The sequence below is a fragment of the Bacillus sp. mrc49 genome (assembly GCF_002803435.1).
Genome location: NZ_PHNG01000800.1, coordinates 316,721 through 331,381, shown reverse-complemented (window position 1 = coordinate 331,381; position 14,661 = coordinate 316,721). Strand labels below are relative to the sequence as shown.

The window sequence follows — 14,661 nt, the reverse complement described above, 5'->3', positions numbered from 1 at the left end:
CCCTTCATCACTTTCTCTTGATTTTCAGCATGAATGAGTAAACGATGCAAAGAAAAATCAACCACGGCACACCAAACTGGAGAACGATTTTAAATGGGCCAGTAAACCAAGTGGATACCGTCAAAGCAAGCAAAAGCAGGGCGCCAAGTATCGTTAAATATGGAAAACCGTGCATTCTTATCGGTAATTTACGCCCGCCTGATTTTTCCCAGCTCTTCCTGAAATATAAATGCGAGATGAAAACCATGAACCAGGTCAAGATGGCACCGAACATCGATATGCCCATCATGAACGCATAGGAGGTATCAGGAAGAAGGACTTTTACACCTGCAGCAAGGAAAATCCCCAAGGTAGATATGAGCAAGGCCCTTATCGGAACTCCATTTTGTCTAACTTTCCGAAAAAATGCCGGGGCCTGCCTTTGCTCGGATAAAGAAAATATCATTCTGGTGGAGGCGTATAATTGGCTATTCATTGCTGATAAAGCTGCCGTTAAAATAATGAAATTCATGATTCCCGATGCACCGGGTATATTCAGGATTTCCATCACCCTGACAAAAGGACTTTTATCCATGCCAGCATCTTGCCACGGTACAATCATTAACATGATTCCGATTGTCAGTACATAAAATGTTGCGAGTCGGAAAACAGTCGCCTTTAAAGCTTTCGGTACGGCAATATCAGGGTCCTTTGCTTCCCCTGCGGTCACGGCAATCAGCTCTGTCCCTAAAAAGCTGAAGAGAGATATGAAGATGGCCACCCAAAGGCCCCAGAACCCGAATGGCAAAAACCCATCGTGATTGGTATAGTTCTCCACTCCGATTCCACTTGCAGGCTCGGCACCGATGACCACATACGCTCCCAGTAAAATGAAGATGACGATGGCGCTTATTTTAATCATCGAAAACAGATACTCGAAATTTCCGAATGTATTGACGCTTGTTGCATTTACATAGATCAGCAGGGCCGCGAAAAGAATGATCCAAATAATCCCAGGCACATCAGGAAACCAATACTTCATATATACTGCTACGGCACTCACTTCAACCCCAATTGCCAGGACATTCGCGATCCAATACGAATACCTCACAACAAAACCAGCAAATGGACTGATATATTTTTCGGCAATCGTGCCAAAGGATCCCGATGTTGGATAGGCTACCGTCATTTCTGCCAAACAGCCCATTAAAAGAAGGACAATGAAGGCACCTATTGCATAGCTGATCAAGACACTGGGGCCTGCTGTCGAAATCGCAAGGCCGCTGCCCAGAAATAAGCCCGTGCCTATTGCACAACCCATTGCAATCATGGTGATTTGATTTGATGATAATTCACGACGCAGTTTATTCTTTTCCATATGTTGCTCCCATCTTAGGCAATGATTCCCTTCTTATTTTCAAGGATGTTCGTATAACCAAGGATCGGCTGCTTCCAGCCATCAAAAAAATCTTCACGATGTTCCACAGCATTTTCCTGCATCGACATTGTTCATTTGTAGATTTCTGCGCCTTCCCATGCCAACCTTATCATTCTATGAGGATCTTTTTCAATATAATCTCTTTTATCAAAAATCATCGTGTAACGATTGGCTTCATTGTATTTCGGCCAAATTTCCCCCTCAGGCGGATTTGGATCTCCATATTTCGCAAAATTAACCCAATGGTTCTTTATCCTGTCTGTTACCTTATGTGATGACTTGAAACGGTCGGAACGGATCCGCCTCACAAATGTGGCATTGAAATTCCGGAATGCAAAAGGGTGTTCCAAACCAGGAAGTTCCCCCCATTCGCTTATACGATTGACAGCCGTTTTACAATCAAAGTGATACATCCAGGTTTTTTCAAAACGGCTGTATACCTCCGCATACCAAACGGAAGGAATATGGTATATCGGAAGACCGCCTTTACCCAGCTTCATTTCCTTTTCTGGGAACGCCCCATAGGCATTTCCAATCCGCCCCTTTGCCCCTGGATCAGTGTTTTCAAACATTTTTTCGACCACCTCTGCATTTGCCGGGATGAAAGGGGATTCGATTTGGCCGAGTAATGACACACCGTCTCGAGTTGTTCCTATAAGCAAGGGGATGCCCTCGGTGCTTTTCGAGCGTATCGACTCAAGTGGATCCTCAGGCAAAACATCACCATCGACGACAGGTCCAAATGGCAGCGTGCCGGGCAAGGCTTGTGAATTTTCCTGTAGTAACCGCGAGGACGCGGCGAGGATGTCTGCAACGGGGAGTGACTTTAATCGATGTAATTCATTCTTGCCGATTCCCAAAATTTGAAGGAACCTTTCACTGACTTGTTGTGCGATTTCTCTTCCATATACAGATGTCGGGGTGGGGCTTAGGGCAATGGCCTTTTGAAAAAGTCCTCTTGCCGATGGTACAGTCAGTAAGGTCGTTACGGCGTTGCCTCCAGACAATTCCCCAAAAATCGTAACATTTTCAGGATCGCCGCCAAAAACCTCTATATTTTCCTTGACCCATCTTAACGATGCCACTTGGTCGCGTAAACCTAAATTGGTTTCGAATGTTTCACCCCTATCAACAAAATCGGTTAAATCCACATATCCCAATGCCCCTACCCGATAATTGATGCTAACAACGACAACATCTCCATTCTTAGCCAATGAATGCCCATTATACTGATCGATGGACCCTGCTCCAAAAATGTTTGCCCCACCTGGAATCCATACAATGACGGGTCGCTTTTTATCATCCGCTCTCGGTGACCATATATTAAGGTATAGGCAATCTTCATCCATTTTTCCTATGCCTGCCCAGTCGTTCGGCTGTGGTGGAATCGGACCGAACTCCACCGCATCCACTACACCGCCCCATTTCTCGACCGGCTCCGGTGAGCGGAAACGCAAGGCAGAAACTGGCGCCTTCGCATACCTGACTCCACGCCAAACATATATATCGTTTTCCATCGTCCCTTGAAGATGCCCTTTTGCTGTCGTTACGATTGATCCTATCATCCACTCTCACCTCTCCATATAGTTTCGATTACTTAAGTTCTTCTTTTTTGATTCCGTTATATCCTTCATCTTTACAAAAAAAAGAAATTTAAAGGAAGGCAACAAATGAGACTATCTGATAGACGACAAAAAAAAGACCCATTCGGGTCTTAAACAAGCTTAAGCAAGCATGGCAATGATGCTCAATAAAGAGCTGCTTCTAACGGAAAGCTGCTTTACGGCAAACGAGACCTGCTGTTCATCGAGCTGGTTGAGCAAAGGCTTTAATTCCATCAATTCATTTTCCAGCTCCTTAAGGTCTGCAGACAATTTGTCCACCATCAAGAGCACTTGCTCAGAATCGACGGTGGTTTGCTTCCAGACCTGCAATCGTTCCTTGATTTCATTCAGAGGCATATTCTGTTCTTTATACCGATTGATCATTTGAAGACGGTTTAGTGCATCTTCCGTGTAATATCGGTATCTGGACCCAGTTTTTTCATAGTTCAGCATTCCTAGTTGTGTGTAATAATCAATGGTTCTCCTCGAGACATTTGCAAGTTCAGCGAGCTGGCCAATCCGATAAATATTCACCCAGATAGTCACCTTCTTTTAAAATCTACTGTTAACGATACTATAACATAACATTCCAAAAAGGGACTTCCAGGATGAATCAATTAGACTACTTTATCCGCACTTCCATTCAATTGCTTTTTCGCAAAATAGAGGGCATCTTCCCTGGATTTGAAAAAATGCTGTTTTTCGATTTTATGATACAGTCCCGTGCTGAGAAGCAATTCCTTCGGTTGTTGCTGGATTCCGGAAATGATCAGTTTTCCTTTGTATTTTCCGATGCGATTAACGATCGCCAATAGTGCAGCCTCTGCTGAGGTATCCATATAGGTTACCCGCCGCATGCTTAATACCAATATCTTCGTCTTATTATCCAAATTTGCCAATATCGAAGACTCCAATACATCTATCGATCCAAAGAATAACGGCCCCTCCAAGTTATACACATTGATCTTTGAACCCGAATCATCGGTTGAGACGATTTCCGTGATATCATCTTTCCTTTCCCTGACCTTTAACGTATGGCTCATTTTCTTAATGAAGGTGATGAACGCAATCAATAAGCCAATGCCGACTCCCATGATTAAATCAGTGAAGACCGTGACGAGAAAAGTCACTAATAAAACAGCTGAATCGGTCGTCTTCGTTTTCAATACATGAGCGAATTCCTTCCTTTCACTCATATTCCAGGCTACAAACATCAATATCGGTGCCATGCTGGCCAATGGTATATGCGCTGCAAAAGGAGAAAGTACGAGCAAAACCAACAAAACGACGATTCCATGAATGACTCCAGACATAGGGGAAACTGCCCCGCTTTTTATGTTTGTCGCAGTCCTCGCAATGGCACCCGTTGCCGGTATCCCGCCAAAGAATGGGGTGGCCATATTCGCAATCCCTTGTCCAACCAATTCCTTATTGCTATCATGCTTGGTTCCTCCCATGTTATCGGCCACCGTGGCGGATAACAATGACTCAACGCCGCCTAACAAGGCAATCGTAAAGGCAACTGGGAGGAGTGTGATGATGGTTTCCACTGATAACTCCGGTACATTGAATTCGGGGAACCCTTTCGGAATGGCTCCATACGTCGATCCGATGGTGGCTACCTTATCCGGAAATAAAAAGTAGGCTGCCAATGTCGAGACAAGCAGACCCAGCAGAGGTCCTGGCACTCGTGGCAGAATTCTTGGTGCCAGCAGGATGACGATGAAGCATATACACGCAACAGCAATACTATATAAACTGATCGTATCCGCTTTTATCACGAGCTCCTTCATGTTATCTATAAACGCTTCATGCTTTTCCACTTTCATTCCCAGGAAGCTGGCAATCTGTCCCGAAAAGATGATGATGGCAATGCCTGTCGTAAAGCCGATGATGACTGGACGGGGGATGAACTTCATCAAATTGCCCAGCTTTAGCAGGCCCATCAAGACTAACATCAGTCCCGCCAAAAATCCGGCAATAAGCAAGCTTTCATAGCCATATTGCATAACGATGCCGAATAATAAGGGAACGAATGCACCTGTAGGTCCCCCAATTTGATATTTAGATCCCCCCAAAATGGAAATGAGAATCCCCGCTATGATCGTCGTATATAATCCGTATATCGGTTCTACGCCTGAAGCAATTGCAAATGCCAGTCCTAGAGGAATGGCTACGACGCCTACAACCAATCCTGCCGTTACGTCTTTTTGAAAACCCTTCATGTTATATCCTTGAAATCTAGTATCTTTTATCATTCTTTTCATTCTCACATCCTTGGTTTTTTTTTGGTTAACATCCACCATCGCCAGTGGGAAAGTCGAAAAGCATTAACATTGTTTAATTAAAGATTTTTACAGGGGAAACGTTTTTTTAAACCTTCAGAATAATCATCATGTGCACTCTCCTTTGTTAAGTTATTTGACATGCTTCAACATTATACAGTAATACGTAAAACTGTACATTATTAGAAATGTAAATATTTGTTTACAACTTCACACGAACTTTTACACCTATATTACAAACCAGGACCATACTTCCAGACTGGTTATTTTGAATCTGGAGATATTGACTATGAATCAGGAAAATAGAACGCTCGACCATTTCCCCATACTGCTCAGGGAGTTTGACCTCACTACTAAAAGAAAAAACATGTTTTTAGAAAATGGCGTTGAAAACAAGCCCTTTCCTTATGAACATAAAAAAAACCTTCCTCCGATGAAGGAGGAAAGTTTTTTCATGAGCGCGTTACTTTTACGGACTTGATATATTCAGCCTTGATTACTTCCCAATCGAGTTCGTTCGTTGCATCTACCTGATAATCGGATTTGAAAAGGGTATTGCCCACTCCTACAGCAAACATTTCGCTTGCCTTGATCGAGTCGATGCCTGCAGATGCATCTTCAATACCAATTGAACGTTTTGGGTTTGCCTCAAGCTGGTTACATGCAGTTAGGAAAATTTCCGGATCGGGTTTTGACTTTTTCACTTTTGAAGCATCGACAACATAATCAAAAGTATCCTCTAACTGAAGTGCCTTCAATACAGTGCTTGCATTTCTGGAAACGGAAGCAAGGCCAATAGGGACTCCTTCACTTTTGATGGCGGTTATCAGCTCGATGATTCCCGGCAGTATATCATGAGGCGTCAACTGCTTCAAAAACTGACAATAATGTTGATTCTTCTTTTCAGCCATTTCTTCTTTTTCACTTAGCGAAAAGTCATTTTGTCGATTGCCTTCCTGTAGAATCAGTTCAAGTGAAGCCATGCGGCTTACACCCTTTAACCTCTCGTTAAACATTTCGTCAATATCGATGTTTATCTCACGAGCGAGGTCCCGCCAAGCCAGGAAATGATAATGCGCTGTATCCGTTATGACACCATCAAGGTCGAATACTACAGCATCGATAAATTTTTCATCCATTGGAATCATCCCTTTCATTTCGAAGCAATGCTGCGACATTTCGAGATGTTCTCTCGATATTTGCAAATGCACCGCTTAGAATGTTTTCAATTGGCAGCATGGCAGGAATGGTGGGGAAGATCGCATCAAAGCCATGATCATAAAGAGCCTCCGAGCCTTCACCCACACTTCCGCAAATCGCTATCACCTTCGCTTTTCGCGGCGCACATTTCGCTACGCCAGCAGGTGCTTTTCCATTTATTGTTTGGCTATCTATTTTTCCTTCGCCGACGATCACGATATCAGCATCTTGGCAGATTTCTTTCATCTTTAAATGCTCCAGCACGAGATCGATGCCCTTCTTTATTTGAGCTCCTGTGAATAACAGAAGACCTGCCCCCATCCCTCCGCCTGCACCGCTTCCCGGCAAGGAGGAGACATCCGTTCCCATATAGCTGCCTGCGATTTGATGAAACCTGCCCATGGCTTGATCCATCTCATTCAACATCTCTTTAGGCAGCCCTTTTTGCGGTCCATAGATATACGTAGCACCATTCCTGCCCGTTAAGGGGTTATCGACATCTGCCGCCACTATTATTTTTACAGTATCCAAACGCCGATCACGGTTGCGATCAGACAATGTAGTTATATGAAATAGATCCTTGCCGATACCCTCTACCTGCTTTCCTTGTTCATCGAAAAATTCATAACCAAGCGCGGATGCCATGCCCACACCGCCATCATTCGTTGAACTCCCGCCCACTCCAATGATTAGTTCCGCAGCTCCATGATTCAGCGCATGAAGCATCAGTTCTCCCACACCAAAGGAAGTGGTATGTAACGGATTTCGCCGATCCATCGGAACAAGGTGTAATCCGCAAGCCTCCGCCATTTCGATAAAAGCTGTCTTGCCATCATTCGAGAATGCTATTTTCGCTTCTACCGGAATTCCAAGCGGACCTGTAACGAATACGCTTTCGATGCTTCCCTTATGTGCGGATACCAATGCCTGTACCGTACCTTCACCGCCATCTGCAATTGGCAGCAAGTGATACTCCGCTTGCGGGAAAATGGACAGAAATCCAGCTTGAATGGCTCTTGCCACTTCGTCTGCTGGTAAACTCTCTTTAAATGAATCTGGTGCAATGACTACTTTCATGTTTGCCTCCAATTTTTTTAATGATCGCTTGCAAGAACGAATGCTTTTTCCAATAGTGAAATGGGCGATTATGTATTCTCTTTTATTGAAGGTCCATTGCAAATTTGTCCGATACGAGATATTCAGTCCCATTTAGTTCGATACATACGTCATCACCCGAAACCTTCGTTATGGCGGCTTGGTTGTGGGTTAGGGCAATATGTAAGCGAGACCCTTGGAAATTGAGCGGGAAAGCAAGTTCTGACCATCCTGATGGCAGCTTAGGGTCCAGACTTAACCGCTGATTCTTGATCGAGACATTTGCAAAACCGAACATTGCAGCCATCCAGATGGCACCGAGGGACGCAGCATGAAGTCCCTCATCAGAGGATTGCGGATTCGGGCCCAAGTCGATTAAACAGCTCTCCTGGAAAAATTCGTATGCCTTTTCGATTTCCCCCGCCCTTGCTGCAACTATGGCATGAATCGCTTTGCTCAATGAAGAGTCGTGGATGGTATGCTCCTCATAATAATGCAGATTTTCAGAGATTATATCACTTGGAAATAAATCCGGTAATAAGTAGAGCAGCATGACGACATCCGCCTGTTTCAGGATTTGCATCTCATTCACTTCTTGACGTGAATAATCCATAAGGATGCCCTGACTGCCCTGAGCTTGTTTGTACCGTGAAAGGTCGATCTCAGGTTTGCTCAGGAACGTATCATCTTGGGGGATGATTTTATCATCATTGGCCTTAGGCAGATATAGGCGCTTCAAAAACTCATGGCCCCGATCCTTTAATCGACGATCATCATCCCCGTATTTATCCATAAAAAACAGCGCCTGCTCGACATTGTACCAAGCCATATAATTGGTAAAGGCATTATTATCGATATGCTCCGTGTACTCATCCGGTCCGATGACATCTTTGATAACCAGCTGGTCATTTTCTTCCACGGCCCGGCTGATCCAAAACCGGCTCGTTTCCTTAAGAAGCTCCAGCCCTTCTTTTTTCATGAACGAGTCATCCCATGTATTTTGGTAGTATTTCACTACAGTATAGGCAATGTCCGCAACAATATGGTGCTCCGCCAAAGCGGAGGCCACCTTCTGACGCTTCCCGGTTTTAATGTTGATGGCTGCAAATTCAGGTGTTTCTTCTTCACCAGTGAATGCACTTTCCCAAGGGAACAAAGCCCCTTCATAGCCATTCGATGCAGCTTTTTCCAGCGCCTGCTTCAGCCTCAAGTAACGGTAACGCAAAAGCTTTCTCGCTTTTTCCGGCTCCGTATACAGATGAAACGGTGTTATGAATATTTCCGTATCCCAAAACACATGTCCTTTATATCCTTCTCCCGTCAAACCCTTTGCACCTACGCTAAACCGTTCATCATGGGCAGGTGTCATGACCTCCAGTTGATATAGGGAAAAATCGATGGCAAGCTGGTCAAAATTCCTCGTCGATGCCACTTTGATGCGCTTTTCCATCCAAAATTGCGCCCACTCCCCTGCCGATTTATGCAGCAAAGTATCATATCCAGCAGCAGAGCAGCTTCTTAGGACCGCTTCACTTGCTTCTTCAGGGCTTTCCCCCCTTAAATCACCATCCAGGGACGTAAAAATGACACCCATTTTTTCAAGAACGAAAGGGGTATCAGCCAGAAGGTCCTGATTAATGGCGGATAGCAGCTGCCTATTTTTAGCAGTGTGGGCCATCTCGCCTTTGACTGAACCAGTACAACATGTTGCAATTGCGATGGTATGCCCCGATTCGGTTGTTTTATAGATTCCCTGAAGCAAGTCCCCTTCCGCAACACGAACCTTTTCTTCAATAAGATGCTGTCTTCCAAAATTCGTTTGCTGTGCATCGATTCCAGTCACGATTTTCATTTGAGCAGGTTTATCCAAAGACGTAACCGTTAATTTAGTTGCCAGAACATGGCGGTCGTTTTTTGCGGCAAAACGCTGAAACGTAAGGCGGAAGCGTGAACCGGTTCTGCTTTTCCATAATATATCACGTCGCAGTTCCCCGTTTTCAAGGTTCAACTGGCGTTTGTAGGAAAGGATCTCTCCTGTTAATAGGGAAAAGACCTCTCCATCAAGCTCAATATTCATGCCCGCCACATCTGGCAAATTGACTAAATCGGACGGTTCATTGGCTGTAGCTTTATTATAAATCCCTGCCACATACATTCCTCTTGTTTGATTTACATAATTTTCTTCATGGGAAGCACGCAGGCCGAAATATCCGTTGCCTACAGTCATTAAACTAGCGAATTTATTTATATAACGCGGATCGAAACTATTTTCATCTAATTTTTTCATATCGTTATGCTTTCACCTTTTTCAGCAGATTGATAGAGAGCTTCGACGAGTTGCATGATCAAGTATCCTTCTCTTCCATCAGCCACCATGACCTCTTTGCCTAGGCATTTATCAACAAAGGCTGCCATTCCTTTCTGTAGCCTGTCTGGATCGGCTGTCTTCCTATCCAATATCGTCACCAATTCCCCTTTGCGATCGGAATAAATATGGGCAGGAAACAGGGTTGCACCCGCCTCGTCCCCAAGGAATTCCACATTCATGATGGCTGTTTCTTTTATATTCAGAGCAAATGAAGTCTCGATTTGGAGCAAGCACCCGCCTTCAAGCTCTATGAATCCAAATAGGGAATCCTCCACTTCATACTTGTTTGGATCCCATTCACCAAAAGATCCGTGCGATTTTTTCGTGCCGATTTTTTGAAACATTTTTGCCGTTACCTTTTCGACTTTTGGATAACCTAAAACATGGAGGGCGGCATCGAGCATGTGGACACCCAAATCTATCAGGGGCCCCCCGCCCTGCGCTTCTTTGTTAGTGAAATTCCCCCAACCAGGTACACCGCTTCGGCGCAGCGCCTTCGCTTTTACGACATAAACATCCCCAAGCACGCCTTCCGCCACTTTTTGCTGCATGATTTCAACGTCTTCGGCAAAGCGATGGTGAAAATTATAAGCGAGAATTAATTTTTTTTCTTTAGCCACTTCTTGCATCTGCCTTGCTTCTAGGCTTGAAATGGAAGGCGGCTTCTCGCAGAGAACATCACAGCCATGCTCCAAAGCCTTCATGACATGCTCATGATGGTATTTATTCGGTGTGCAGACACTGACGATGTCCGGGTGTTCCGCTTGAAACATTTCCTCTACATCCGTATAGTATCGGGCGATTCCATTCCGTTCCGCAAACTCTTTTGTCCGTTCGAAATTTGAGCCGACAACTGCGACAATTTCAACCTCATTCCTGGTACGGTAGTATGAAACATGGACCTTTTCCGCCATTTGCCCTCCACCAATTATCGCAATTCTCTTCTTCATCTTCAGTCAGCCCCTTTAGCCTAGTGATTGCTTTAGGTAATGTAACGCTTTCATATATTCCGCTTTCGGATCAATTCCCCTTACACGGCATTCCAGTGTTAAAAAACCAGCATATCCATCTTCTTTAAGCTGATTAAAGTGTCGTTTGAAGTCCAGTGAACCGCTGCCTGGCTGAAAACGGTGGTTATCCGCCAGATGGATGTGCCGCACCAAATCCTGATTCAGATGAAGTGCCTCGGATATATCATCTTCTTCAATGTTCATATGATAGAAATCCGCGATGATTTTCACGTTGCCCAACTCATTTGCTTCTATATAACTCCTTGCATCTGCCAGCGTATTGATCATATGATCTTGATAGCGATTCAAAGGTTCAAGAAATATCGTTGTCCCGGTTTCCTTTGCAATTGTCTCCAAGTAAAGCAGGGAATCGGTAATGGCCTTCCTATCTGCCTCCTGGCTTCTGGGAGAATCCATTGGAGGCAAGCGGTACGTGAACATGCCCCAGGCAGCTGGAACGACAATCCCTTTCCCGCCCACTTCTTTGAGCGCCTCAAGGATTTTTTTGATTTCAGCTAATCCGTTCAGCCTGCGTTCCTCGTCGAAGTCACCGATCCAACCGGTGTAGCCTCCGCAGGCAGTCGTTACTGGAAGCCCCGTCTCCTCAATGGCATCCTTCACTTCTTCCAAATGGTCGACAAGGAGTTTGCCATCGATTTCATATCCTTCAAAGCCTGCTTCTTTTAAGAAAAGGAATTTTTCTTTCATATCCCTCGGAAAAAACGCTTGATCCTGTGTACCGATTTTCATTAATAAAGCCCCCATTCACAAGTACTCATCATTAAACATCGCCCGCTAAAGACTCATTTTTTATAGTCAATTCCCATTTTGATACTTAATTCGGGATGCTGATCGACATATTCCATATAGGCTTCTGCACTTTGTTCAAACGTAACGATGGGTTCGATGATATCCTCGCAATTTAAATAACCATTCATTAGTAACTCCCAGCAGGTCTCTTCGATGCGCTTTCTGTTCCAGCGTGGATAATCTGGATTAGGCTCGCTTGCTGCGCGGGAGAACACGATTTTGGCATTATTGAAATGGGCTTCCCTTCCAAAGTTCAAACCTTCCGGAAAGGCTTTCCCAAAGGCCACATATGAAATGATGCCGCCATAAGCAATGCCCTTCAGTGCCGCTTGAAGAGCTGCCGCATTTCCACTTGTTTCAATGATTGAATCCGCCCCTATTTTGTTTGTCAGCTTTTTCACTTCAAAACCAACATCATCGATGGTCGGATCAAAACAAACATCCGCCCCGTTACGCCGTGCGATCTCCCTGCGTTGACTCAAGGGATCAACACCGACAACGATACTCGCACCCGCTTTTTTTGCCAGCTGGATGGCCAATTGTCCAATTGCTCCAAGCCCCACCACTACGACATAATCACCTGCGCGTACATTGGCATCACGTACACCGCTCATGGCAAATTGGGCGGGATCATAGCACACGGCATTTTGCCATTTAGCTCCCTCAGGCATTTTACGTAATCGGTGGTTATCCACAGCATTCACAATGACCGTTTCCATGATGGGCCCGTATGTACAAACCGTATCCCCCACCTGGTATCCCGTTACATCGCTTCCTTTTTCAATGATTTGTCCTACAACCATATTCCCAAGCTGGAAATCGCCAAATACGATCCCTTTAGTCGAGCCTTCTTCCCTTGGCCTGAACATCCGCCACTCTTCAGAAAAATCCTCATCCATGAAAGGTGTCATCCCGCGAAAGTCAATCACCTCCGTACCATGTTTAGGCGAGGCGAACTGTACATCTATTTTCACTTCATTCGGCTTGATGGCACTTTCTTCGTAATCGACCAATGCCGCTACTCTTGGTTTTACTGCAACTAATTTTTTCATCCTATATACCTTCTCTCGTTTATTTGATTTTTCCCGATTATCCTTTCACTCCGCCTTCGGTCATGTTCCCTTTTATGAAGTGCTCGGAGATTGCGTACATCCCTACAACAGGCAATGCCGTTATAAGCGAAGCTGCCATCATTCTTCCCCATATATAATCAGGTGTACTGAACAAGGCATTCAAGCCGATGGGAAGCGTGAAATTTGCCGAATCCGATAGGAATATCGATGCAAACAAGTAATCATTCCAGGCGACCATAAAGGAATATACAAAAACAGATATGATCCCTGATAGAGCTAGAGGGATGATAATATAGAAAATGATCTGGATTCGGTTTAATCCATCGATCATCGCTGCTTCCTCCAAGTCATCCGGAATGGTGTCAAAATAACTTTTTAACATGAAAATCGAAGTGGGAAGCGTTTGAACGATCATGGTGATGATCAGGGCCGTTTTCGTATCATACAAACCAAGGCCGGAAATGATCTTGAATAACGGCACGACAAGCAAAATCCCAGACAGCATATACACGGTATAAAAGCTGGCATTAATGGTCGTCTTTCCGATAAAGTTCAATTTCGAAAGGGCATAGGCCCCGAAAATGCCGATTAAAACCGACAGCAGCGCTGCAGTGAGAGCCACAGTTAAGCTGTTCTTAAAATAAGATAAAAAAGGGAAGATATCCGGATTGAAGATATCAACATAATGCTGGAATGTCCAATGCTTCGGAAAAAAGGTTGGTTCGGTAGCAACCGCTTCCTTAGAGGTCTTGAAGGAAGTCATCAGCATGATGAAAAATGGGAATAGGGAAACGATCAATAAGGCGATCAACCCGGTATAAAACCCGATCTTCCTTGCTGCTTTATTCTTCTTACTGCTAGCCATTGCCATTGAATTTCACCCGCTTTCTTGATGCTATTATTACGATGGAAAGGATAATGAAAAGAATGACAGAAATGGATGCGGCCTTACCAAGATCATTAAAGGCAAATGCCGTTTCGTATAAGTAAATCCCGATGATGTTCACTTTGTTCGTTAACAGATATACATCTGTGAACATATAGAACAACCAGATGGAACGAAGGGTTATTATCGTTATCAGCACAGGCATGATCGCCGGGATGGTCACATTCTTGAACTTCTCCCACGTTGACGCCCCATCGATTTCCGCCGCTTCATATAAACTGGAATCCACTGTCTGCAAGATTGCCAGAAACGAGATGAATGCATATGGGAAGTATCTCCATATTGCAAAAAGCACGACAAGTATGAAACTGCTGACAGGATTGTCAAACCATAGGGGCGCCTTATCGAATAAATGGAACACGTCCACTCCTAGATGATTTATGACACCATATCCATTATTGAACATGTATTTCCACGCAAATACCAAGGAAATCGAAGGGGTTACATAAGACAGGATAATTAAGGATCGGGCTGCTTTACGGAATTTGAAGGGGCGATTAAAAAAGATCGCCACGGCCAATCCCAATGCCGTACTCCCTGCCACTGCCAGTATCATGTATAAAACTGTAATTCCTAATGATTTAATGAATTCGACATCCGTCAGTATGTCCGTATAGTTTTTTAACCCGACAAAGGTCGCATCTAGCCGTGGATTGATTGGCAGATCAAAAAAACTAATCTTTATGTTGGATATCATTGGATATGCAACAAGCAAAAGCACTAAAAAGACACTTGGGAAAAGCAGTACCAATGCCAACTTCATATCCGATTTCCCTCTGTTTTTCATGTTCATGACCCCCTGAATACATACCGTTTTCCCCTATGAGATGTCCAAGACCCTATTTTCGACGAG

Annotated in this window: 12 protein-coding genes; all 12 read right to left on the bottom strand. The window is 44.4% G+C overall.

Annotation, left to right across the window (positions count from 1 at the left end; translation table 11 throughout):
- Positions 1-7: 7 nt before the first annotated feature.
- Positions 8-1,357, bottom strand: a complete 1,350-nt coding sequence (locus CVN76_RS27920) for an amino acid permease (RefSeq protein WP_100533900.1) — start codon at positions 1,355-1,357, stop codon at positions 8-10.
- A gap of 131 nt (positions 1,358-1,488) precedes the next feature.
- The gene (locus tag CVN76_RS27915; RefSeq protein ID WP_100533899.1) at positions 1,489-2,982 is read right to left on the bottom strand and encodes a carboxylesterase/lipase family protein; all 1,494 of its coding nucleotides are present in this window, start codon (positions 2,980-2,982) and stop codon (positions 1,489-1,491) included.
- Positions 2,983-3,141: 159 nt separating this feature from the next.
- A complete protein-coding gene (locus CVN76_RS27910) occupies positions 3,142-3,555 on the bottom strand; it encodes a MerR family transcriptional regulator (protein ID WP_157805828.1) in 414 nt (137 codons plus the stop codon).
- 83 nt (positions 3,556-3,638) lie between these two features.
- Positions 3,639-5,279, bottom strand: a complete 1,641-nt coding sequence (locus CVN76_RS27905) for a SulP family inorganic anion transporter (RefSeq protein ID WP_100534221.1) — start codon at positions 5,277-5,279, stop codon at positions 3,639-3,641.
- A 479-nt stretch (positions 5,280-5,758) separates the two neighbouring features.
- Positions 5,759-6,445, bottom strand: a complete 687-nt coding sequence (pgmB, locus tag CVN76_RS27895) for a beta-phosphoglucomutase (protein ID WP_232732493.1) — start codon at positions 6,443-6,445, stop codon at positions 5,759-5,761.
- Positions 6,438-7,583 carry a glycerate kinase gene (locus tag CVN76_RS27890; RefSeq protein WP_100533896.1) on the bottom strand — a complete coding sequence of 382 codons (1,146 nt, stop codon included), beginning with the start codon at positions 7,581-7,583 and terminating at the stop codon, positions 6,438-6,440. Before CVN76_RS27890 ends, pgmB begins: the two co-directional genes overlap by 8 nt.
- Positions 7,584-7,665: 82 nt before the next feature.
- Positions 7,666-9,888 carry a glycoside hydrolase family 65 protein gene (locus tag CVN76_RS27885; protein WP_100533895.1) on the bottom strand — a complete coding sequence of 741 codons (2,223 nt, stop codon included), beginning with the start codon at positions 9,886-9,888 and terminating at the stop codon, positions 7,666-7,668.
- Positions 9,885-10,919 carry a Gfo/Idh/MocA family protein gene (locus CVN76_RS27880; RefSeq protein ID WP_100533894.1) on the bottom strand — a complete coding sequence of 345 codons (1,035 nt, stop codon included), beginning with the start codon at positions 10,917-10,919 and terminating at the stop codon, positions 9,885-9,887. The genes CVN76_RS27885 and CVN76_RS27880 overlap by 4 nt, the downstream gene beginning before the upstream one ends.
- Before the next feature lie 15 nt (positions 10,920-10,934).
- The gene (locus CVN76_RS27875; RefSeq protein ID WP_100533893.1) at positions 10,935-11,729 is read right to left on the bottom strand and encodes a sugar phosphate isomerase/epimerase family protein; all 795 of its coding nucleotides are present in this window, start codon (positions 11,727-11,729) and stop codon (positions 10,935-10,937) included.
- A gap of 53 nt (positions 11,730-11,782) precedes the next feature.
- Positions 11,783-12,841, bottom strand: a complete 1,059-nt coding sequence (locus CVN76_RS27870) for a zinc-dependent alcohol dehydrogenase (RefSeq protein ID WP_100533892.1) — start codon at positions 12,839-12,841, stop codon at positions 11,783-11,785.
- Between the two features lie 37 nt (positions 12,842-12,878).
- Complete coding sequence (locus tag CVN76_RS27865; RefSeq protein WP_442857615.1) at positions 12,879-13,727, bottom strand: carbohydrate ABC transporter permease; 849 nt, start codon at positions 13,725-13,727, stop codon at positions 12,879-12,881.
- Positions 13,720-14,595 (bottom strand): carbohydrate ABC transporter permease, encoded by an 876-nt coding sequence (locus CVN76_RS27860; RefSeq protein WP_100533890.1) that lies wholly within the window; start codon positions 14,593-14,595, stop codon positions 13,720-13,722. Before CVN76_RS27860 ends, CVN76_RS27865 begins: the two co-directional genes overlap by 8 nt.
- Positions 14,596-14,661: the final 66 nt, after the last annotated feature.